The sequence below is a fragment of the Nonomuraea sp. NPDC049625 genome (assembly GCF_040675285.1).
GTDB classification, from domain to species: domain Bacteria; phylum Actinomycetota; class Actinomycetes; order Streptosporangiales; family Streptosporangiaceae; genus Nonomuraea; species Nonomuraea angiospora_A.
In genome coordinates, this window is the sequence record NZ_JBFAOQ010000034.1 from 25,552 (window position 1) to 43,717 (window position 18,166).

The 18,166-nt window shown below is 69.4% G+C and carries 17 protein-coding genes, 2 pseudogenes and 1 riboswitch; of the genes and pseudogenes, 6 read left to right on the plus strand and 13 right to left on the minus strand.

Features of this window, described 5'->3' with window-relative positions; all coding sequences use genetic code 11:
- Nucleotides 1-208 precede the first annotated feature (208 nt).
- Nucleotides 209-349 carry a hypothetical protein gene (locus AB0J87_RS61630; RefSeq protein WP_363984944.1) on the plus strand — a complete coding sequence of 47 codons (141 nt, stop codon included), beginning with the start codon at nucleotides 209-211 and terminating at the stop codon, nucleotides 347-349.
- 299 nt (nucleotides 350-648) lie between these two features.
- Here the strand turns inward: AB0J87_RS61630 and AB0J87_RS61635 are convergent, their stop codons facing one another.
- The 3 genes from AB0J87_RS61635 to AB0J87_RS61645 form a co-directional block, all read right to left on the minus strand.
- Nucleotides 649-1,227 carry a hypothetical protein gene (locus AB0J87_RS61635; RefSeq protein WP_363984946.1) on the minus strand — a complete coding sequence of 193 codons (579 nt, stop codon included), beginning with the start codon at nucleotides 1,225-1,227 and terminating at the stop codon, nucleotides 649-651.
- 265 nt (nucleotides 1,228-1,492) lie between these two features.
- Entirely contained in the window at nucleotides 1,493-1,951 is a 459-nt protein-coding gene (locus AB0J87_RS61640; RefSeq protein ID WP_363984947.1) for a hypothetical protein, read from the minus strand.
- A 26-nt stretch (nucleotides 1,952-1,977) separates the two neighbouring features.
- Entirely contained in the window at nucleotides 1,978-3,408 is a 1,431-nt protein-coding gene (locus AB0J87_RS61645; RefSeq protein WP_363984949.1) for an MFS transporter, read from the minus strand.
- A 40-nt stretch (nucleotides 3,409-3,448) separates the two neighbouring features.
- Between AB0J87_RS61645 and AB0J87_RS61650 the strand changes: the two genes are divergently transcribed.
- Nucleotides 3,449-4,105, plus strand: coding sequence for a TetR/AcrR family transcriptional regulator (locus AB0J87_RS61650; protein WP_363984951.1), 657 nt, complete (start codon nucleotides 3,449-3,451; stop codon nucleotides 4,103-4,105).
- Here the strand turns inward: AB0J87_RS61650 and AB0J87_RS61655 are convergent.
- Nucleotides 4,096-4,509, minus strand: coding sequence for an ABC transporter permease (locus tag AB0J87_RS61655; RefSeq protein WP_363985030.1), 414 nt, complete (start codon nucleotides 4,507-4,509; stop codon nucleotides 4,096-4,098). The genes AB0J87_RS61650 and AB0J87_RS61655 overlap by 10 nt on opposite strands.
- Nucleotides 4,510-4,924: 415 nt before the next feature.
- Here AB0J87_RS61655 and AB0J87_RS61660 point away from each other — a divergent pair.
- Together AB0J87_RS61660 and AB0J87_RS61665 are read left to right on the plus strand one after the other, a co-directional pair.
- A pseudogene (locus AB0J87_RS61660) lies at nucleotides 4,925-5,167 on the plus strand (helix-turn-helix transcriptional regulator); the annotation flags it as partial.
- Between the two features lie 226 nt (nucleotides 5,168-5,393).
- A riboswitch (cyclic di-AMP (ydaO/yuaA leader) is annotated at nucleotides 5,394-5,539 on the plus strand.
- A 12-nt stretch (nucleotides 5,540-5,551) separates the two neighbouring features.
- Nucleotides 5,552-6,328, plus strand: a complete 777-nt coding sequence (locus AB0J87_RS61665) for a GH25 family lysozyme (RefSeq protein WP_363984953.1) — start codon at nucleotides 5,552-5,554, stop codon at nucleotides 6,326-6,328.
- A gap of 43 nt (nucleotides 6,329-6,371) precedes the next feature.
- Here AB0J87_RS61665 and AB0J87_RS61670 read toward each other — a convergent pair whose 3' ends face one another.
- The 6 genes from AB0J87_RS61670 to AB0J87_RS61695 all read right to left on the minus strand — a co-directional run bounded on the left by AB0J87_RS61670 (nucleotide 6,372) and on the right by AB0J87_RS61695 (nucleotide 13,706).
- Nucleotides 6,372-7,544 carry a DegT/DnrJ/EryC1/StrS family aminotransferase gene (locus AB0J87_RS61670; RefSeq protein WP_363984955.1) on the minus strand — a complete coding sequence of 391 codons (1,173 nt, stop codon included), beginning with the start codon at nucleotides 7,542-7,544 and terminating at the stop codon, nucleotides 6,372-6,374.
- A 14-nt stretch (nucleotides 7,545-7,558) separates the two neighbouring features.
- The gene (locus tag AB0J87_RS61675) at nucleotides 7,559-8,428 is read right to left on the minus strand and encodes a M48 family metalloprotease (RefSeq protein ID WP_363984956.1); all 870 of its coding nucleotides are present in this window, start codon (nucleotides 8,426-8,428) and stop codon (nucleotides 7,559-7,561) included.
- Nucleotides 8,429-8,709: 281 nt separating this feature from the next.
- Nucleotides 8,710-10,905, minus strand: a complete 2,196-nt coding sequence (locus tag AB0J87_RS61680; protein ID WP_363984958.1) for a xanthine dehydrogenase family protein molybdopterin-binding subunit — start codon at nucleotides 10,903-10,905, stop codon at nucleotides 8,710-8,712.
- Nucleotides 10,902-11,882 carry a xanthine dehydrogenase family protein subunit M gene (locus AB0J87_RS61685; protein ID WP_363984960.1) on the minus strand — a complete coding sequence of 327 codons (981 nt, stop codon included), beginning with the start codon at nucleotides 11,880-11,882 and terminating at the stop codon, nucleotides 10,902-10,904. Before AB0J87_RS61685 ends, AB0J87_RS61680 begins: the two co-directional genes overlap by 4 nt.
- 6 nt (nucleotides 11,883-11,888) lie before the next feature.
- Complete coding sequence (locus AB0J87_RS61690) at nucleotides 11,889-12,542, minus strand: (2Fe-2S)-binding protein (RefSeq protein ID WP_363984962.1); 654 nt, start codon at nucleotides 12,540-12,542, stop codon at nucleotides 11,889-11,891.
- Nucleotides 12,543-12,668: 126 nt separating this feature from the next.
- Complete coding sequence (locus tag AB0J87_RS61695) at nucleotides 12,669-13,706, minus strand: zinc-dependent alcohol dehydrogenase family protein (protein WP_363984964.1); 1,038 nt, start codon at nucleotides 13,704-13,706, stop codon at nucleotides 12,669-12,671.
- A 312-nt stretch (nucleotides 13,707-14,018) separates the two neighbouring features.
- Between AB0J87_RS61695 and AB0J87_RS61700 the strand changes: the two genes are divergently transcribed.
- Nucleotides 14,019-14,915 carry a helix-turn-helix transcriptional regulator gene (locus tag AB0J87_RS61700; RefSeq protein WP_363984966.1) on the plus strand — a complete coding sequence of 299 codons (897 nt, stop codon included), beginning with the start codon at nucleotides 14,019-14,021 and terminating at the stop codon, nucleotides 14,913-14,915.
- 2 nt (nucleotides 14,916-14,917) lie between these two features.
- On the opposite strand, the gene AB0J87_RS61705 is transcribed toward AB0J87_RS61700, so the two are convergent.
- Together AB0J87_RS61705 and AB0J87_RS61710 are read right to left on the minus strand one after the other, a co-directional pair.
- Nucleotides 14,918-15,457, minus strand: coding sequence for a cyclophilin-like fold protein (locus AB0J87_RS61705; protein WP_363984968.1), 540 nt, complete (start codon nucleotides 15,455-15,457; stop codon nucleotides 14,918-14,920).
- Between the two features lie 74 nt (nucleotides 15,458-15,531).
- Nucleotides 15,532-16,764: an MFS transporter gene (locus AB0J87_RS61710; RefSeq protein WP_363984970.1), complete on the minus strand. Its 1,233-nt coding sequence runs from the start codon at nucleotides 16,762-16,764 to the stop codon at nucleotides 15,532-15,534.
- A gap of 256 nt (nucleotides 16,765-17,020) precedes the next feature.
- Between AB0J87_RS61710 and AB0J87_RS61715 the strand changes: the two genes are divergently transcribed.
- Nucleotides 17,021-17,689, plus strand: a complete 669-nt coding sequence (locus AB0J87_RS61715) for an SDR family NAD(P)-dependent oxidoreductase (RefSeq protein WP_363984972.1) — start codon at nucleotides 17,021-17,023, stop codon at nucleotides 17,687-17,689.
- A gap of 192 nt (nucleotides 17,690-17,881) precedes the next feature.
- On the opposite strand, the pseudogene AB0J87_RS61720 reads toward AB0J87_RS61715, so the two are convergent.
- A pseudogene (locus AB0J87_RS61720) lies at nucleotides 17,882-18,088 on the minus strand (SDR family NAD(P)-dependent oxidoreductase); the annotation flags it as partial.
- Nucleotides 18,089-18,166 lie beyond the last annotated feature (78 nt).

The following is an 18,166-nucleotide window of genomic DNA, read 5'->3' on the forward strand; positions in this document are numbered from 1 at the left end:
ACCACGGGAACGCGGCGCCTACAGGCATACGCCCTGCTGGGGTTCTGTTTGTCGGCAGGCGGGGCGGTCGCGGGCCTGCTCGCCGCGGTCCTGCTCCCCCGCGGCGAGGAACGCACCGCCGCGCCAAGGCGGCGCTGGCGCCCTCCCGCTCCCTTGCTCCGGCTGACACTCGCCAGCACCCGCGTTCGCGACGGGCTCGCTGGCAGTGATGATGTTCATCCCTCTGGCCCTGCTCGAACGCGGCGCTCCCTCCTGGGCCCCCGGCTCACCGACCGCGGCGGCCTATCTCGCCTCCACGGCCGCCAACGGGTTGCTGCATGGTTGCAACAACGAGTCCAGACGACAGTAGGCAAGGTTGAATGCCTTCCCCGAGGCCGGGACGTTGCCCGAGCCGGGGCCAATCTCACGGTTCCCTCAGGCTTGGAGGGCTTGGGACGGCGGTGCGAGTGTCGCCGGTCGATGATGACCAGGCTTTGCACGATGCCGTACGGCTGGAGGCCTACGAGTCGAGTCCGCCGGTGACGGCAGCGATGCTCTGGCGCGGCCGGCGAGCCTGCGGGCGGAACTGGTGGTGCCGAACGCGCTGATGCCGCGCCTCCCGCAGCCCTGACCTGCTCCAGTACGGGAGTCACATCCCGAGGCCAGGCATTACGCGAAAGGCAGTCGGCGGCCCTTGAACCGCGGGTGCTTGGTCTCCCAGTATCGCCAGCCTTCGACCCTGGCGGGCACGTTGGCGATTCCCGAATCGATCCGGACGCGGCGGCACGTGCCAAGGACGGCCCAGGCCGACCACCCGATGCGGTAGCCGAAGACGCGGTACGACAGGTTGCCGTACATGCCCTTGCTGACCTTTCTCTCATATTCGTGTCCGCCGAAGACCTTGTGCGCTTCTTGAAGAGAAGAAAACCCCATCCTTCGCAACTTGCGAACCAAGTCGCCGGTGCTGATCTCAGCTTGCCTGTCGTTAAATCCCTCGATGGCGGCGCGCACTTGGTGCTCCCGTGTGATCTCCACCTTCATCGACCCACCGGGGCCGTCGATGTAGCGGGTGCGAGGCACGAGGAAGTTCCTCGGTGAAAGCCGATCGGCTCTGATGAAGGTTCGCGGTGAGCACCGGCCGCGGCCAGGGTCGAGGCTGTCGTCCTGGTGGTCGACGCTTTCTGCGCGCGCCGAGAGGGGCAAGGCAGCGGCCATGACCATCGACAGGCAGCCGCCCATGGTCGACATGGTCATTCTTCTGGCGGAGCGACGCACTTTCGGCCTACCAGGAGCGACTACGGCTACTTTTCGGGGAATTGGCGTGGACATGTACCATTCCTTCCGAAATACGAGCCATGATCGCGACTGCCCGGCAGGCCGGAGAGCGGCGCTCTTCGCCCGCCGAGCGAGCCGACGAGACTCGTACGATGCTTCCAGCCGCCGTCAGCCGCTCCATGACGCCACGCCGCAGGCTTATCCCATTCAGGGGAAGAGCCGGTGAAAAGTATGAAGATCAAGTCGCCTGTCTACACAGATGCTCCCGATACCGAGCCATGCCCCACAGGGACCAGGCGACCCCGAGCGACGCGACGAAGGTCAGCATCCCGGTGGCCTCGAAGAAGGCGTCGCGAGGGACCTCGAATTTCACCGGAAACAGGCGGCGCAGGGATTCCTCGGAGGCGCCTACCAGGTGAAGCACCTGCTTGGCCGTATGGTTGTAGGCCCCTTCGAACAGGCCCCACCAGCCCACGTAGAAGAGGCTCGCGAAGGCGATGAATCCCCAAGGCGCACCGTCTCGCGTGCGGCGAAGATGCCGTCGCAGGAGCAGCGCCGTCACCAGCCCGGCGAACAGGACCACCAGCACCACGTGTGCCCCGAACAGGTCGGCTTCCAGAATCGCCCCGTACAGGTGATGAACGCCGGTGATGACGCTCTCGATGGCGATCGTGGTCGCGGTGACGGTCACGGCCATGGGGCGGGCGGTGTGCTTGTTGGGGGTCAACGCCGGCCCTCCAGTTCGTGTGTCTCGGGAGCGGCGGCCGGCTGACGGGTGAGCATCGCCAGGGCGCAGGCGACGCCCGCCACGGCCACGAGCGCGGCGCCCGCCAGCGCGAGCCGCAGTCCGTCCGCGAGCGCGCCACCGTGAGAGCCGGCCCAGCTCTGGGAGGCGACGAGCGCGGCGGTGACACCGAGCGCGGCACCGACCCGCTGGAAGGTGTTGACCAGCCCGGATGCGGCACCGGTCGCGTCCTTCGGCGCGGCGCGCACGGCGGGTGCGGTGGAGCCGACGAAGACCGCGGGCAGGCCGACGCCGAACACGACGCTCGCGGGCAGGACCGCCGTCCAGAACCCGGCCTGCGGCGTCAGCAGCAGCGCGAAGGCGGCCAGGCCGGTCGCCAGCAAGCCCATCCCCGCGGCCAGGACGACCCGCGGGCCGTACCGGCCGAGCGCCCAGGGCAGCAGCGTGCGGGCGGTGACCAGATTGGTCACCGCGATGGGCAGCACGGCGAACCCGGCCGCGATCGCGCTGTAGCCCAGCACGTCCTGCAGGAACAGCGACATCAGCACGAACGCGGGCACATGCGCCGCCCCGACCAGGACGCTGGCCACCGCGCTGGCCCGCACGTCGCGCAGGCGCAGCAGTACGGGCGGGACCAGCGGCGCGGGACTGCGTCGCTGGTTGAGCACGAACAGCATGGCCAGCAGGACAGTCGCGGCGGCCGCGGCGAGGGTGAGGGCGTCCCATCCACGGGTCGCCAGCTCGGAGACGAGGTAGACGAGAGCGAGGAGCGCCCCGGTCCCGCTGAGCGCTCCCGCCAGGTCGAGCCGACCGCCGCCGGTTCGCGCATCCCTCGTATCAGGCGGCAGGTAGCGGTTGCCCAGCGCGAGAGCCGCCAGGCCGACCGGCAGGTTGATCAGGAAGATCGCCCCCCATCCCGCGAGCTGGGTGAGGATGCCGCCGAGCGCCACCCCGGAGGCGGCGCCGGCCGCTCCCATGGCGCTCCACACCCCGAACGCGCGCCGGTACGCGGCCGGCGCGGTGAAGATGGCCGCCAGCAGCGCCAGCTGTGCCGGTATCACCACCGCGGCGCCGACGCCTTGCAGGGCTCGGGCGGCGATCAGCACGGCGGCGTTCGGCGCCACCCCGGCCAGCAGGGACGCCACGGTGAAGACGGCCAGCCCGGCCTGGAAGACACGGCGCCGCCCGGCCAGGTCGGCCAGGCGTCCGGCGAGCAGTTGCAGCCCGCCGAAGGTGAGCTGGTAGGCGTTCACCACCCAGGCCAGCCCGACTTCGCCCAGCGTCAGCGCCGCGCCCATCGCGGGGAGCGCGACATTGACGATCGACACGTCCAGGAACACCACCAGCTCGACCGAGGTCAGCAGTAACAGCGCGGGGAGCTGACCTCGCGCCCATGTTTTCGTAGTCACGCTACAAATATAGTTTTCGTAGTCGCGCTACAGTCAAGTCATGGCGGAAACGAAGACCGGCAAGATCGACGGACGCACCGCGCGGGCACGGCTCACCAGGTCACGCATCATCGAGGCGGCAACCGGGCTGTTCACCACGGCCGGATACGCGACGACCAGCGTGGAGGCGATCGCGGAGAAGGCCGGGGTCGGCGTGCAGACCGTCTACTACGCCTTCGGCACCAAACGGGCCATCCTGACCGAGGCCCTGGACCGGGCCGTGGCCGGCGACGACGAGCCCGTACCCACCCTGGAACGCCCCTGGCTCCGCCAGGCCCTGGCCACCCCCGACCCGGTCGACCAGCTACGGCTGCAGGTCGCCGGCGCCGCCGCCATCTACGCCCGCGCCGCCGCCCTGCTGGACGTCGTGCGCAGCGCCGCGGCCACCGACCCCGACCTGGCCCAGGTGTGGCGCACCAACCTCGAACAGCGCCACACCGTACAGCTGACCCTGGCCGAGGCCCTGGCGGGCAAGACGACCCTGCGCCATAGCGTCGACGAAGCCGCCGACATCGCCCTGGCCGTGCTCAGCCCCGAGACCTACCACCTGCTCGTCACCGGCCGAGCATGGACGCCGCAGCGCTGGGAGCATTGGGCCTGCGACGCCCTGACCTGCCAACTCCTCGACACGAGCGGCAGCTCGCCGTCTCACAAGTAGCTGAGGGCCTCACGTACGGTGATGCGCGAGGCGCGACCGGCGGCGGCCTCGGTGGCCAGCACCGCACCCAGGACGGACAGCGCCACCCAGATGCCGGCGGCCGGCAGCGAGATAGTGAACGGCAGTGGTGCCTTGGTGAACAGGTTGCCGAGCCCGACGCCGAGGACGGCGGTGAGCCCGAGCGCCGGCAGGATCGCCACCACGCACCCCGCCAGGGCGAGGAGCACTCCCTCCGTGACGACGACCCGGCGCACGGCCTTGGGGCGCGCGCCGATCGCGTGCATCACCCCGAACTCGCGGGTGCGATCGAGGACGTTCGCGCTCATGGTCGAGGCCAGCCCGATGGCACCGACCACGCCCAGCGGCAGCGCCACCCCGAGCAGGACCAGCAGCACCGGCCCCATGTGCCCGGCGGAGGCGGCATTGGTGCGGCTGACCGAAGCAGCGGTGCCCACGTCGATCCCCGCGCCGGTCAGCGCACGTTCGACGGCGGCGGCGACCTCCTCGCGGGTCCGCTCGTCGTGAGCGGTGGTGATGACGCGGAGCTGGTTGACGAGAGGGGGCTGCGCGCTCGCGGCGGCGTAGCCCTCGGCCGTGGTGTACGCGCCGCCACCGACGCCTTCCCTCTCCTCGACGATCCCGGCGAGACGCCAGGTGCTGGGCTTGCCGTCGATGAACAGCCGCACGGTGTCGCCGGCGCCGAGCCCGGGGACGGTGTTGTCGCGCACGATCTGGCTGAGCACGACCGCGCCGGTCTCGCCGGGGCGAAGCCAGCGCCCCTGACCGCCGCCCGCCCCGGACCTCGCCGACCAGGCCAGGCTCGACGCGCTGACCCCACGTGAGCGCGAGACCCTCGAACTCGTCGCCCGCGGCCTGTCCAACCGGGAGATCGCCGCCGCGCTCGTCGTCGAGGAGTCCACGATCAGGACCCACGTGAAGCGGATCCTGATGAAGCTGGGCCTCCGCGACCGCATCCAGGCCGTGATCTTCGCCTACGAGACCGGCATCAACCGCCCCGGCAACGCCGCCGGGACAGCACGGGAGAGTTCCGGGCCCGCTTGAGCCAGCCGGGCAGAAGCGAACGGGGACGCGTCGCAAACCTTTACCTGGCTCCGAACCTGCTACCGGCAAGGCGTTTCGGGCCCGATACACCGAAGATCGGATTTGTCCCGCTTGCACCATCCATGGGGAGATATATACCTTTACGTACCTGTGATAAGCGCAGTGACCAACCTTTCCGTCGCTGCGTTGCCGTTTCGTTGACCAGACCGTACGCCGCCCCCAGCGTCGCGTACGGCCGCCGAATCCGCCCCCTCGCGGAACCGGGGACCCATTCTCTTCGGGGTGAATCGGACGCCAGCCCAGGCTGCGCCCGTAGGGCACTTCCACGCCCGAACCCGTCAGCTAACCCGGTAGGCGGCATGGAAGCAAGGAGTCAATACCCTCATGCTCAAGCCCCGGCTTGCCGCACTCGCCCATTCCCTCAAGAGCCACCGCGCTCTTCCCGCCAAGCACCTGAGCCTCGCCATCACCGGCGCGATCCTGGCCGGGACCGCCGCCCTCACGGGCGCGACCGGCACCGCGCTCGCTTCGACCACCGACCACGACACGCGGCACGAAGCCCAGCAGGGGACCAGGGCATTCACCTACGGCGTGGACGTCTCCAGGTACGAGTCCCAGTACGACTGGGCTGCCAGCCCGGCCCAGTTCGGCATCATCAAGGCCACCGAGGGCACGTCCTTCCGCGACTCCTCGTTCGCCCGCCACTGGCGCGAAATGGGCAAGAAGGGAATCGTGCGGGGTGCGTACCACTTCGGCCACCCCAGCAACAACCCCATCGCCGAGGCGGAGTACTTCCTCGCCATGGTGAACTCGCAGCCGGCCAAGGCCGGCGACCTGCTGGTCCTGGACCTGGAGACCACCGACGGCAAGTCCGTGGCCGAGGTCAACGCCTGGGCCAAGACCTGGCTGTCGCACGTGAAGGCCAAGACCGGAATCACCCCGATGATCTACAGCGGCTGGAACTTCGCCAACACCTACGGCAAGGGCCTGGCCCAGTACCCCCTGTGGGTCGCCCACTACAGCAAGGCCAAGGGCGCCATCACCCCGCCCGCCGACTGGAAGTCCTGGGCCATCCACCAGTACACCGAATCCCCCATCGACCAGAACGTCTCCGCGCTGACCCCCGCCCAACTGCGCGGCCTGGGCCGTCCTGCCGCCTGAGCTGCGGCGCTACCGGGTCTCGCTGATCTCCCTGGTTTCGTTGTCAGGCGGGCCGCGCCGGTACCTCGGGTGACGAGAGCGTGGCGAGTACCGGCCAGGCCTGTTCGGCCTGCAGCGGATCCACGGGCAGCACGTGTCGGGCCCACCAGTTCGCCGCCTGCGGCAGCGGCGAGGGCTCGATCAGGCCGGGGGCGTAGTCGTCGAAGGGTGGATCGTAGATGTATCCGGTGATCACGCCTTGTCCCCGCAACGCTTCGATGGCACGCTCGCGGTTCTCGACCAGCAGAGGCACCCGGAACAGCGGCTGGTCGATGTGATCCCGTACGGCAGGGGCGGCCATGGGGAGAGCGGCAAGGCTCGCCACTCCTGCCAGGCGACGTTCCCTCTGGCGGTCCATCACCTGCATCCTGCGGAGCGCGTAACTCTCGGTCAGGCTGCCGGGCCTCGCGCGGTAGTGGTGGTTGTCGGCGCGGATCCAGGGATCCAGCGCGCCGACGCCCGCCGCCGATGAGGCCAGACCGCCCAGTCTCGGGGCGAGCGCGGTACGGCGTAGCTCGATGCGGTGGCCCTGTCGGCTTTCCAGCAGCCCAAGGGCGTGGGACATGTGCCACGCGGGCAGGGACAGCAGGGTCCCGGCCAGCGTGTTGCGGGCGATCGTCTTCAGCAGGGCGGCGAGTTCCACCGTGCGGTACCGGGGAGTGCTCCAGCGCTCTCGCATTTCCAGCAGAGCCGGCCGCTGATGCGGCGACGACAGGGCGATCATGCCACCGGGTGCCGCGCCCGCGTGCTTGGACAGGCTGAACACCCCCGCCGCGCCGAAGGTGCCGACGGGAACGCCGCCGACGGTGGTCTGCAGGGCGTGGGCGGCGTCCTCGATCAAGGGGATCCACCGTTCGGCGCAGAGCCTGCCAAGAGCATGGACGTCGTCGGGCAGGCCGTACAGGTTGGTGGTCAGCACCCCGTCGAAGTTCAGTTCGTCGATCCGGGTGGCGTCGATGTTGCCGCTCTGCCGGCACACCGGCGCCATGATCGGTCGGAGCCCGGCGGCGAGCACCAGGAAGAGGATCTCGTCAGCCGTGATCGGTGACATCAGCAGGCGCTCGCCCGGAGCCATCAGGTGCTTCAGGACCATGAACAGGCCGAGCCTGTTCGACGGCACGGCGAGACAGTCTCGTCCGAGACGAGAGGCGAATTCCGTTTCCAGGTGCTTGAACATTCCCGTCACCGTGGTCACAACAGCACAAGCAGCAAGCTGGCATGGTGGGTAAGAGTGGGTGAGATGGCGCTTCCCGTGGCCATCCAGGCGCCGCTGAGCAGCACCGGACCTGTGATGCGGTTGTCCGGTGGGCTCTGTCCGAGCAGGGCCTCGACGCGGCGGGCGATGTGAGAGCCGGTCAGGGAAGGAAATGTGCGGGCTTCCCCTGCCGGCTGTGCCAAGGCGACTCGGGCGATCGTACGCGCCGTCAGCTCGCGGTCTCCGACTGCGGCGGCGGCCTGTTCATCGGCCCAGCGTTCGATGGCGAAGCACAGTGCCCGATAGGGGTAGATCAGCGCAGGGAAGATCCTCGTGGCGATGGTGCCGGCCATCAGATAGAGATGATGGCCGTACTGGATGTGCGCGGCCTCGTGACGGAGCACCACTTCCAGCTCCCGCCGGGACAGCATGCTCAGCAGCCCTTTGGAGAGGATCACTCCTCCACGCCTTCCCGGTACCGCCATGGCGAAGGGGCGCTCGTCGGCCACCACGCCCGTGCCCAGCGCCTTGGCATCCCGCAGGTCCCGATGCCAGCGTGCGACGGCATGGATGACGGCGCCGCCCATGATCAGCAGGAGCACGATCACCACACCGGCGACAGCCGCGGGGACCTGCCCGTGGCCGATGAGGACGCGGCCCATCACGGTGGCTTTGGCCGCCGTCAATGTGCCTATCGCGATCATGACGACGAAGGCGAGCATGCCCAGCACGGTCAGGGCCGTGGCTCCGATGAGAAGGATCAGCAACCGGGCGTGCCAGGCCGGGTGCATGCGCGGCTGCCGCCAGGCCATCAGCGTGCTCGCCATGGTGAGCAGCGCGACGGGAAGGTAGATCTCCAGATTCACCTGTCGCTCCCGGATCCGTCGAGCAGCGCGCGCAGGGCCGCCTCCTCATCAGGGCTCAGACCGTGGACGAACTGGCTGAGCACCGCAGACGGGTTGCCCTTCGAACGACACGGGCTCGGCACCGGCAAACCGATCGGGGCCGGACTCACCGACGCCCAAGGCGCCATCCTGGCCCCCGAAGCCGACCTCGACGTACCGTCCCTGCTCAAAGCCTGCGGACTGAACGTCTGGGAATTCGACCACCTCGACACCATCAAGAAGGAGTCGCTGGAGCGCCCGGGTCAGAGCAGTGCTTCGGCGGTGATGGGCAGTTCGCGGATGCGGCGGCCGGTGGCGTTGAAGACCGCGTTGGCGATGGCGGGCGCCACGCCGACGTGCACGACCTCGCCCAGTCCCTTGACGCCGAGCGGGTCGGCCTCGCTGTCCTCGCCGTCCAGGTAGATGGTCTTGATGTCGGGGACGTCGGCGTTGACGGGGACGAGGTAGTCCGCCAGGTTGGCGTTGACGATCCGGCCGTCGCGGTGATCGGTGACCGTGTGCTCCAGCAGGGCTGTGCCGATGCCGCCCACGATGCCGCCGATCGCCTGGCTGTGGGCGAGTTTGGGGCTGATGATGCGGCCCGCGTCGTACACGCCGAGCATGCGCCGCACCCGCACCAGGCCCAGCGTCGCGTCGACGGCCACCTCGGCGAAGGTCGCGTTGTAGGCGTAGAAGGAGTGCCGCTCGGGACCGGACGGCCCGGCGAAGGAGCCGAGCGCTTCCAGGTGGGAGCGGTTGTTGCGGGCCAGGAGTTGCTGGTACGTCTCGCCGCGCGCGGGGTCGTCCTCGACGTGCATCCGGCCGCTGCGGACGACGACGACGTCGGCGTCCGCTCCATACAGCGGCGAGTCACGGTCCTCGACGGCCAGCTTGATCGCCTGCCGTCGCACCTGGTTACACCCGTCGAGCACAGCGGAGCCGACGCTTGCCATGGTCATCGAGCCGCCGTGCGGCGGGGTCGGCGGGAAGAGCGAGTCACCGAGCCGGAAGGTCACCGTGCGCATGGTCAACCCGAGGGCGTCGGCGGCGACCTGGGTCTGGGAGGTGTAGGTGCCCGGCCCCATGTCACTGGCGGCGGCCTCTGCCACAGCGGTGCCGTCGGCGTTCAGGCGGACCCGGGCCTGCGCGGCGAAACGCGCGGTGTCGTAGACGCCGGCGGCCATGCCCATGCCGATCAGCCAGTCGCCCTCGCGCCGGGAACGCGGCCTGGAGGATCGGCGGCGCCAGCCGAACTCGTGGGCGCCGACGGTGTAGCACTCGCGCAGCCGGCGGGTGGAGAACGGCAGCTTCTTCGACTCGTCCTGCGCCGGTTCGTTGCGCCGGCGCAGCTCGATCGGGTCGATGCCGAGCTTGTGGGCGAGTTCGTCCATGGCCGACTCGATGACGAAGGACGCCGTGGCGAAGCCGGGGCCGCGCATCCACAGCGGGGTGTTCACATCCAGCGGCACCGTCCGGTATGCCTGCGAGACGTTGGGCATGCTGTAGAGCATCTGCCCCGGAGCCAGGATGGACTCGGTGAACTTCTCGTACGACGAGGTCTCGGCGTCCATCTCGTGGACCATGCCGGTCAGGCGCCCCCGCCGGTCGCTGCCCAGACGCAGCCGGTACTCATAGGAGGGCCGGAAGCCGGTGCCGAAGTACATCTGCTTGCGGCTCAGGACGAGCTTGACCGGACGAGCCGTCTCGCGGGCGGCCACCGCGGCGACGACCACGTGCGGCCAGCACCGCAGCCCCGAGCCGAAAGCGCCGCCGACGAACGGGGAGATCACCCGTACTGCCTGCGTCTGGATGCCGAACACCGCGGCGAGCTCGGTCTGCGTGCCCACGACCCACTGGGTCTTGTCCCAGACGGTGAGCCTGTGGCCGTTCCAGCGGGCGATGGTGGCGTGCGGCTCCATCGGGTTGTGATGGTTGCGCGCCGTCCGGTAGGTCAGGTCCATTCGTACGGCCGCGGAACGCAGGCCGGCCTCGGCATCGCCGCGCGCATAACGCGTCGGCTCATCCGCTTCGGCCTCGTGCAGATCAGTCGAGGACGGCTCGGCGTCGTAGCGGACCTCGACCAGGCCCGCACCGTGCTGCGCGGCCTGAAGGGTGGTGGCCACCACGACGGCGACCGGCTGACCGTAGAAGAGCACCCGGTCGTCCTGGAAGACCCGCAGCCGCCGCCCGGGCGGGTTGTTCGACCCGGAGTTGTCGCGGTACGGCAGCTTCGGCGCGTTGAGGTGGCTGATCACCCGCAGCACCCCCGGGTGGGCCAAGGCGGCCCGGGTGTCGATCGAGGTGATACGTCCACGGCCGATGCCGCTGTCGACGATGACCGCGTGCACGACGCCGTCGACGTCGTGCTCGGCGGCGTACAGTGCCTTGCCCGTGACCTTCAGCCGCCCGTCCACCCGGGACAGCGGCGCGCCCACGGCTGCCTGCGGCTGGGGGCTCACTTCATACCTCCTACGACGCGCAGCTGGCGTTCGACGGTGCGCTTGAGCAGTTCGATCTTGAATCGGTTGTGGTGCAGCGGCCGGGCTCCGTCGACCGCCTGCTCGGCCGCCTCGGCCCACAGCGCCTCGGAAGGCCGCTCGCCGATGAGCTGGCGCTCGACGGCGGGCAGCTTCCACGGCACGGTGCCCACGCCTCCGGCGGCGACCTTCGCCTCACGGATCACTCCACCCCGCACATGCAGGGCGACGGCCGCCGACGTGAGCGCGAACTCGTACGACTGCCGGTCGCGAACCTTCAGATATCCGGATCTGAGCGGGCGCGGATAGGCCGGGATCTCGACGGCTGTGATCAACTCCCCTGGCTGCAGGGCCTGTTCCCGGTCCGGGGTGCTGCCCGGCTGCAGCAGGAAGTCGGCGAAGGCGACGCCGCGTTCCCCGTCCGGGCTGAGCAGGTGCACGGTGGCCTCCAGCGCCGCGAACGCGACGGCGACATCCGACGGGTGGGTGGCCACGCACTGGTCGGAGGCGCCGAGGATGGCGTGGCTGCGGTTGAAGCCGCCCACCGCCGCGCACCCCGAGCCCGGCTGCCGCTTGTTGCAGGGCGCCGTCACGTCGCGGAAGTACGTGCACCGGGCGCGCTGCATGATGTTGCCGCCGATGGTGGCCATGTTGCGCAGCTGGGGCGAGGCGCTCAGCTCCAATGCCTGCGAGATGACGGGGAACGTGCCGCGCACCTTGGGGTGAGCGGCGGCCTCGGACATCGACACCAGCGCGCCGATGCGCAGGCCCCCGCCCGCGGTGGCAGTCACTCCTCTCAGCGGAAGGGCGCTGATGTCGACCAGCTCGCCGGGGCGCTCGACGCTCTCGCGCATCAGATCCACCAGGGTGGTGCCGCCGGCGATGTAGCGGCCGCCGCGACGCCCGGCGGCGATCGCGCCACCGACGTCGGAGACCTTGGTGTAGGAGAAGGGATACATCGGCACTCACTTCCCGCCGGCGGCCTGCTCGACCGCTTTGACGATCTTCACGTAGCAGCCGCAGCGGCAGATGTTGCCGCTCATCCACTCCCGGATCTCCTCCGGCGAGCCGGCGTGCCCTTCCCGGATGCAGCCGACGCCGGACATGATCTGGCCGGGGGTGCAGTAGCCGCACTGGAAGGCATCATGGTCGATGAACGCCTGCTGCAACGGGTGCAGGTCGTCGTCCTCGTCAAGGGCCAGCCCCTCTACGGTGGTGACCTCGGCGCCCTCCAGCCGTACCGCCAGCGTCAGACAGCCGTTGACCCGGCGACCGTCGACCAGCACGGTGCAGGCGCCGCACGCCCCGGCGTCGCAGCCCTTCTTGGTTCCGGTCAGCCCGAACTGCTCACGCAGCAAATCCAGCAGCGACGTCCGGTTGTCGATCGACGCGGCGTGCCGCTCGCCGTTGACGGTCAGCGACACCCGCCCGCTGAGCGGCACCTCAGTGGCGGCCGCCGGATCGGCGCTCACCGGAGACTGCGGGATGAGCCCGCCGGCCGCGACCGCGCCCCCCACGGTAGTGGCGGTCGTGATGAAGGTACGCCGGCTGAGCGTCGAGGAGGACCCGTCGGCTGTGGCAGAGGCTGGACCAGCAGACGCAGGGGCTTCATCAGACATATCTATTCCTTCCCGTCACAAATGAATCAGCAGCGCAAGAGGAGGCGGACGGCCATCGCCGTAGAACCTGGATGACCGCACGCTTCGCAGCGGCGGCCGGTCGCGCGGAGAGTCCGGCATCGCCGGTCAGGGCTTGATGAGGACCTTGAGGCTCTTGCGGTCGGCCATGTCCTGATAACCGGCTGGGACGCCGTCGAGGTCGGTCGTGGCGTCGAAGACCTTCCCCGGCTCGATGGTGCCGTCCAGGATGCCGGGCATCAGTTCCTCGATGTAGGCCCGGACCGGTGCGGGTCCGCCGGCCAGGCGGAGGTTGTGGCGGAAGAGGCTCCCGAAGCCGATCGGGGCCTCTTCGTACTGCGGGACGCCGACGCGGCTGATGACGCCGCCCGGGCGGACGATTCCGAGGGCCTGCTCGTAGGCGGGCATGGTGCCGACGGCTTCGAGCACGACGTGCGTACCGTGCCCTCCGGTGAGGTCGCGGACCTGGGCGATGCTCTCCTCGCCGCGGGCGGAGACGACGTCGGTGGCGCCGAACTCCCGGCCGAGGTCGGTACGCACCTGGTGGCGTCCCATGAGGATGATCTGCTCGGCGCCGAGGCGCCTGGCCGAGAGCACGGCCAGCAGGCCGACGGCGCCGTCACCGATCACGGTGACCCGGGTGCGCTCGTTGACGCCGCCCGCGACCGCGGCGTGGTAGCCGGTGCCGAAGACGTCCGAGAGCGTGAGCAGGGACGGAATGAGGGCCGAGTCGGCCGCGACGGGGAGCTTGACGAGGGTGCCGTCGGCGAGCGGGACACGGACGGCTTCGGCCTGGCCGCCCTCGTCGGGCTCGCCGTCCCAGAAGCCGCCGTGGACGCAGGACGTGTACAGGCCCTCCCGGCAGAACTCGCAGGTGCCGTCCGAGATGGCGAACGGGGCGACGACCAGGTCGCCCTTCTTGACGGTGGTCACCTCGGAGCCGGTGTCCTCGACGATGCCGATGAATTCGTGCCCCATCCGTGCGGGGCCGTCCGCCGGGGATCTCGAGCCGTACGGCCACAGGTCGCTGCCGCAGATGCAGGACGCGGTGACACGGACCAGCGCGTCGGTGGGCAGCTTGATGACGGAGTCCGGGACGTCCTCGACTCGAACGTCGCCGGCGCCGTACATCAGGGTTGCGCGCATCAGATGTCCTTCATTTGATGATCAGGTATCCAGAAAGCAAAGTTTTCCCAGGTAAAGACGGAATTCCCGCCATAACGCCACAGTCGCTCCTGGCGATCAAACGCGGGGCAAAGGGCTGGGAAAGGCCAACCTCGTCCAGCTGCCGCCGTGCCCGCGGCTCACGCGGCCTCGACGCGTGCGGCAGCACCCTCGACCGTCACTCCTTGTGACAACGTCCAGGAAATCGGTTCCATCGCGCGCGTGGGAGTCCCGGTTGATGGAGGTACTGGGAGGGACTCCCTCAGGGACCGGCTCTCGCCTACCGTGGAAGGTATGGACAATCGAGCGGAGGTGCGCGAGTTTCTCACGTCCCGTCGTGCCGGAGTCACACCGGAGCAGGTCGGTCTCCCCGCCGGGACGAATCGTCGGGTCGCAGGACTGCGCCGTAGCGAGGTCGCGACCCTGGCCGGCGTCAGCGTCGAGTACTACACCCGGCTGGAGCGCGGAGCGATCAGCGGCGCTTCCCCCGAGATTCTCGACAGTCTCGCCAAGGCGCTGCGCCTGGACGACGCCGAGCGCGCGCACCTGTTCGACCTCGCCCATGCGGCAAGCCCGGTTGCACGCCCACCGCGGCGGCGCAACTCCAAGAGCTGGGCGCCGCACCAGAGCCTGCAATGGGCGCTGGATGCAATCACCGCCGGTCCGGCATTCGTCCGGAACGGTCGGATGGACGTTCTCGCCGTCAACGCTCTGGCCCGGGCGTTCTACAAGGACGTGTACGACATGCCCGGACAGCCGCCGAACATCGCCCGATTCACATTCCTCGACGAACGCGCGCATGAGTTCTACCCGGACTGGGACGCGTTCGCGGACGTGACCGTATCGATCCTGCGTACCGAGGCGGGCCGTGACCCGCACAACAAGGAACTCCACGATCTCATCGGAGAGCTCTGCACCCGCAACGACGAGTTCCGCCGCCGTTGGGCCGCGCACGATGTGCGACACCACGGCACCGGCTTCAAGACCTTCCACCACTCGGTCGTGGGCGACGTGACGCTCGCCTACGAAGGGCTGGAGATGGCAGCCGAGCCGGGATTGACGCTCACCATCTACACCGCGGAGCCCGGCTCGCCTTCCGAGGACGCGCTGCGGCTCCTCGCATCGTGGGCCGCCGGCGAGTACGGAGCCGAGGAGCCGGCGCGGCCCGCGCCCGAGCGGTTCGAGCGCTGACGTCAGCGCACGACGTCCACCGTGACCTCTTGGCTCTCGAGGAGTTCAAGTTTGTTGAGCGTGGCGTCGTACGTGCCCAGATGGATGGTCTGGTCGGAATACCCGACGCCATCGGTGTTGTAGTAGAAACCGATGTTGCCCCACGGGATGTAGTAGATGAGATCGCCGTCTTCGGGATCGGAGCCCGGCGACCCCTCGTAGGCGAGCTTGCGGGGCAAGTTCGCGATCTTCTCCCGACCGTTGAACTCCTCCAGCGTAAGTGTCAGCGGCAGCATCGAGAGGAAGTCACGGACTGCGGGATTGTCCTCGCCGATGGTGACGTCCACCGAGGTGGATCCCGCCGAGAACCGCACGACTGTGCCCGCCGCCCGCTGATCGCCGGGTTCTGGTGAGCTCACGGGCGGGCTGGGCGGCGCCGAGGATGTCCCCGTGGAGGTGGACGCGGTTGGTGGCGCCCCGTCGTTTGTCGCCGGCCGGCCGCAGGCGGTGAGGGAAAGCGCGATGACCAGGGCTGCTGCCGCCGGGAGGGTCCTCAGGCGCATGGGTGTGCGGATCCTTTCTCCGGTATGGGGTTCCGTCGGTGGGTGAGCTGTTCGATGGTGGGCCCGGCAGCAGTTCACCCTGGCGGACCCGCGCTCATCGTGGCGGCCTCACCGGCGGCGGCGCGTTCCTTGACCCCCAGCAGGAGCCCGAGCGGCACGAAGTAGAGTGCGGCGATGACGGTGCCGACGACGACGGGTCCGGTGGCACCGAGCGTCGATTCGAGCGCGTATCCGGCGATCCACGATCCGATGGCGGTGCCGAGGTTGAAGGACGACGTGCTGAGCGCCGACGCGAGTGTCGGGGCATGGCCGGCGTAGCGTACGGCCATACCGATGAGGATCGGGTTCGTCGACATCCCGAACAGGCCCAGCAGGGCGATGAGCGCCACGGTGACGACAGCGTTGTGAGAGGACACGCACAGAGCCGCGAGGACCAGGAACGTCATCCCAGCCGAGGCGAACAGCACCGCGTACGGGCGATCAGCTCCCAGGTGGCCGCCGAGGTTGGATCCGATGAACGCGCCGATGCCGTAGCCGACGAGGATGAACGGCACCGCGCTGCTGTTCAGGCCGGTGTTGGTCGTGAGCAGCGGGGAGACGAAGCTGTAGGCGGCCAGCGACGAGCCGCACACGATGGCGCATCCGGCGAGGACGAGCCAGACACGGCCGTCTTTGAGGCTCGCGAGCTCCGCGCGGACCGACGGCGCCGGTCCCGATGCGGGATCCGCCGGGACGAGCCGGTAGACCGCGACGGCGGCGAGCACGGCGAGGACGGCGAGTGCCCAGAACGGGCCACGCCAGCCGATGGCCTGGCCGGCGAACGCGCCGAGCGGCACGCCGATGACGTTGGCGAGCATGCCGCCGCCGAGCACGATGCCGAGGGCACGAGAGCTCGCCGCGGGGCCCGCGGCCTTGGCACCGACGACCGCGGCGACCGCCCAGAACGCCCCGGTGGCGAGAGCGGTCACGAATCGGGCGCCGAGGACGAGCGCGAAGTCCGAGGTCGTCGCGACGATGACGTGCCCCATCGCGAACACGAGCAGCGACAGGCCCAGCGTCACCCCCCGTGGGAGCTTGAGCGTGGCGATCGCCATCGTCGGAGTACCGACGATCATGCCGATCGCGAACACCGTGATCGTCAGCCCCGCGTTCGCGACCGTGATGCCGAGGTCGTGAGCGATCTCGGGAAGAATGCCCGCGACGACGAACTCAGTGGTACCCATCAAGAACGTGCCGGCGGCCAGCACGTACGTGACGAGTGGGAGTCGAGCCTTGGCAGCAACGGTCAGGGCAGTATCGCTGGACATGACGCGATGAAGTGCTTTCTGCTGGACGGTGAGGTGACACGCACCCATACGGCCCGGTTGTACCGGGGTGCAGGAGGGGTGCCCAACCAGAGAATCAGGCCCTGGAGCGTCCAGGGAGTCCCGGTGGATGGAGGTACTCGCAGGGACTCCCACCTCCCGGTACGGCCTGCCTACCGTGGAACGAGCCGAGCGCTCGCCGAAGCAGGCGCGTGAGTTCACCGGCGATACGCAGCAGTGACGTCGAAGCAGGAGGGTCATGACCACGTTCGCGATCATCGGTGCCGGTCCCGGGTTGGGGATCGCCGCCGCCGAGAGGTTCGGGCGCGAGGGATTCGCCGTCGCGTTGCTCTCCCGGAACCAGGAAAGACTCGCGGGCCTGGTCGACGGACTGGCAGCACAGGCAATCACGGCTCGCGCATACGCTGCTGACGTGCATGACCGGGACGGACTCACCACCGCGCTGGCGTCCGCGGCCGATGATCTCGGCCCTATCGAGGTCCTGCAGTACAGCCCCGTCCCGCGACGCGAGTTCCTTCTCCCGCTGCTGGAGACCGGTGTCGAGGACCTCAGTGCTGCGGTCGAGTTCTCCGTTCACGGACCGGTCGTCGCGATCCGGCAGGTCCTCCCCGGTATGACCGCGCTCGGGCGCGGCACGATCTTGTTCGTCAACGGCTCCAGCGCCGTCACACCGAACCCGAACGTGACCGGCACGTCCGTCGCGTTCGCCGGCGAGTCCGCCTATGGGCTGATGCTCCATGACACGCTCATTGGGCAGAACATCCACGTGGGCCAGCTCATCGTCCCCGGTGCCATCCGGCCCGGCGACCCGGTGTTCGCCCCGAACCTGCTCGCCGACCGCCTGTGGCAGATGCACATCGGCCGCGGTGCATACCGCGTTACCGTCGGCGCCGAGCCCTTGCGGTGACCGGGTGCACCACGAACGCACCGGCCGGAACACCCCCGCCCGTCCCTGGCGCGACCGAATCCTCCCCCGCGGTGGTGGCGCGCGGCCTCGACGCACCATGCGCAATCGCCATCTCCGGCACGAACGCTCTGAAACGGCCGGACGGGCGTCCCTGTCGTAGGAGGACCGTCCGGGGAACAACCGGTCGATGTCGCCGGGCACGCCGAGTTCGGCGCCGACCGCGAAAGCCTGGCCGCCGTTCTTCTCGATGAGCTCGACGGTTTCCTGCGCGGCCTGCTCGTTGTGCGCGTAGTGCACGGCGACCAGGGCTCCCTCGCGGGCCAGGCCGACGGCCACGGCGCGGCCGATGCCCCGGCTGGAGCCGGTGACGAGAGCGGTCCTGCCGCTGAGCTTCTCCATGATGGTGTCCTTTCGGAGTTCCGGTCGAACCGCGGTACGCACGACGGGGGGAAGCGCCTGCCGCCCGGCGGCGCTTCC

Coding starts and splice junctions, on each gene's coding strand:
- AB0J87_RS61670 (WP_363984955.1), bottom strand. CDS start 7,544: ATGTTCAAGCACCTGGAAACGGAATTCGCCTCTCGTCTCGGACGAGAC.
- AB0J87_RS61695 (WP_363984964.1), bottom strand. CDS start 13,706: ATGCGCGCAACCCTGATGTACGGCGCCGGCGACGTTCGAGTCGAGGAC.
- AB0J87_RS61640 (WP_363984947.1), bottom strand. CDS start 1,951: ATGGCCGTGACCGTCACCGCGACCACGATCGCCATCGAGAGCGTCATC.
- AB0J87_RS61710 (WP_363984970.1), bottom strand. CDS start 16,764: ATGTCCAGCGATACTGCCCTGACCGTTGCTGCCAAGGCTCGACTCCCA.
- AB0J87_RS61650 (WP_363984951.1), top strand. CDS start 3,449: ATGGCGGAAACGAAGACCGGCAAGATCGACGGACGCACCGCGCGGGCA.
- AB0J87_RS61715 (WP_363984972.1), top strand. CDS start 17,021: ATGACCACGTTCGCGATCATCGGTGCCGGTCCCGGGTTGGGGATCGCC.
- AB0J87_RS61665 (WP_363984953.1), top strand. CDS start 5,552: ATGCTCAAGCCCCGGCTTGCCGCACTCGCCCATTCCCTCAAGAGCCAC.
- AB0J87_RS61685 (WP_363984960.1), bottom strand. CDS start 11,882: ATGTATCCCTTCTCCTACACCAAGGTCTCCGACGTCGGTGGCGCGATC.
- AB0J87_RS61690 (WP_363984962.1), bottom strand. CDS start 12,542: ATGTCTGATGAAGCCCCTGCGTCTGCTGGTCCAGCCTCTGCCACAGCC.
- AB0J87_RS61630 (WP_363984944.1), top strand. CDS start 209: ATGATGTTCATCCCTCTGGCCCTGCTCGAACGCGGCGCTCCCTCCTGG.
- AB0J87_RS61655 (WP_363985030.1), bottom strand. CDS start 4,509: ATGGGGCCGGTGCTGCTGGTCCTGCTCGGGGTGGCGCTGCCGCTGGGC.
- AB0J87_RS61705 (WP_363984968.1), bottom strand. CDS start 15,457: ATGCGCCTGAGGACCCTCCCGGCGGCAGCAGCCCTGGTCATCGCGCTT.
- AB0J87_RS61700 (WP_363984966.1), top strand. CDS start 14,019: ATGGACAATCGAGCGGAGGTGCGCGAGTTTCTCACGTCCCGTCGTGCC.
- AB0J87_RS61635 (WP_363984946.1), bottom strand. CDS start 1,227: ATGTCGACCATGGGCGGCTGCCTGTCGATGGTCATGGCCGCTGCCTTG.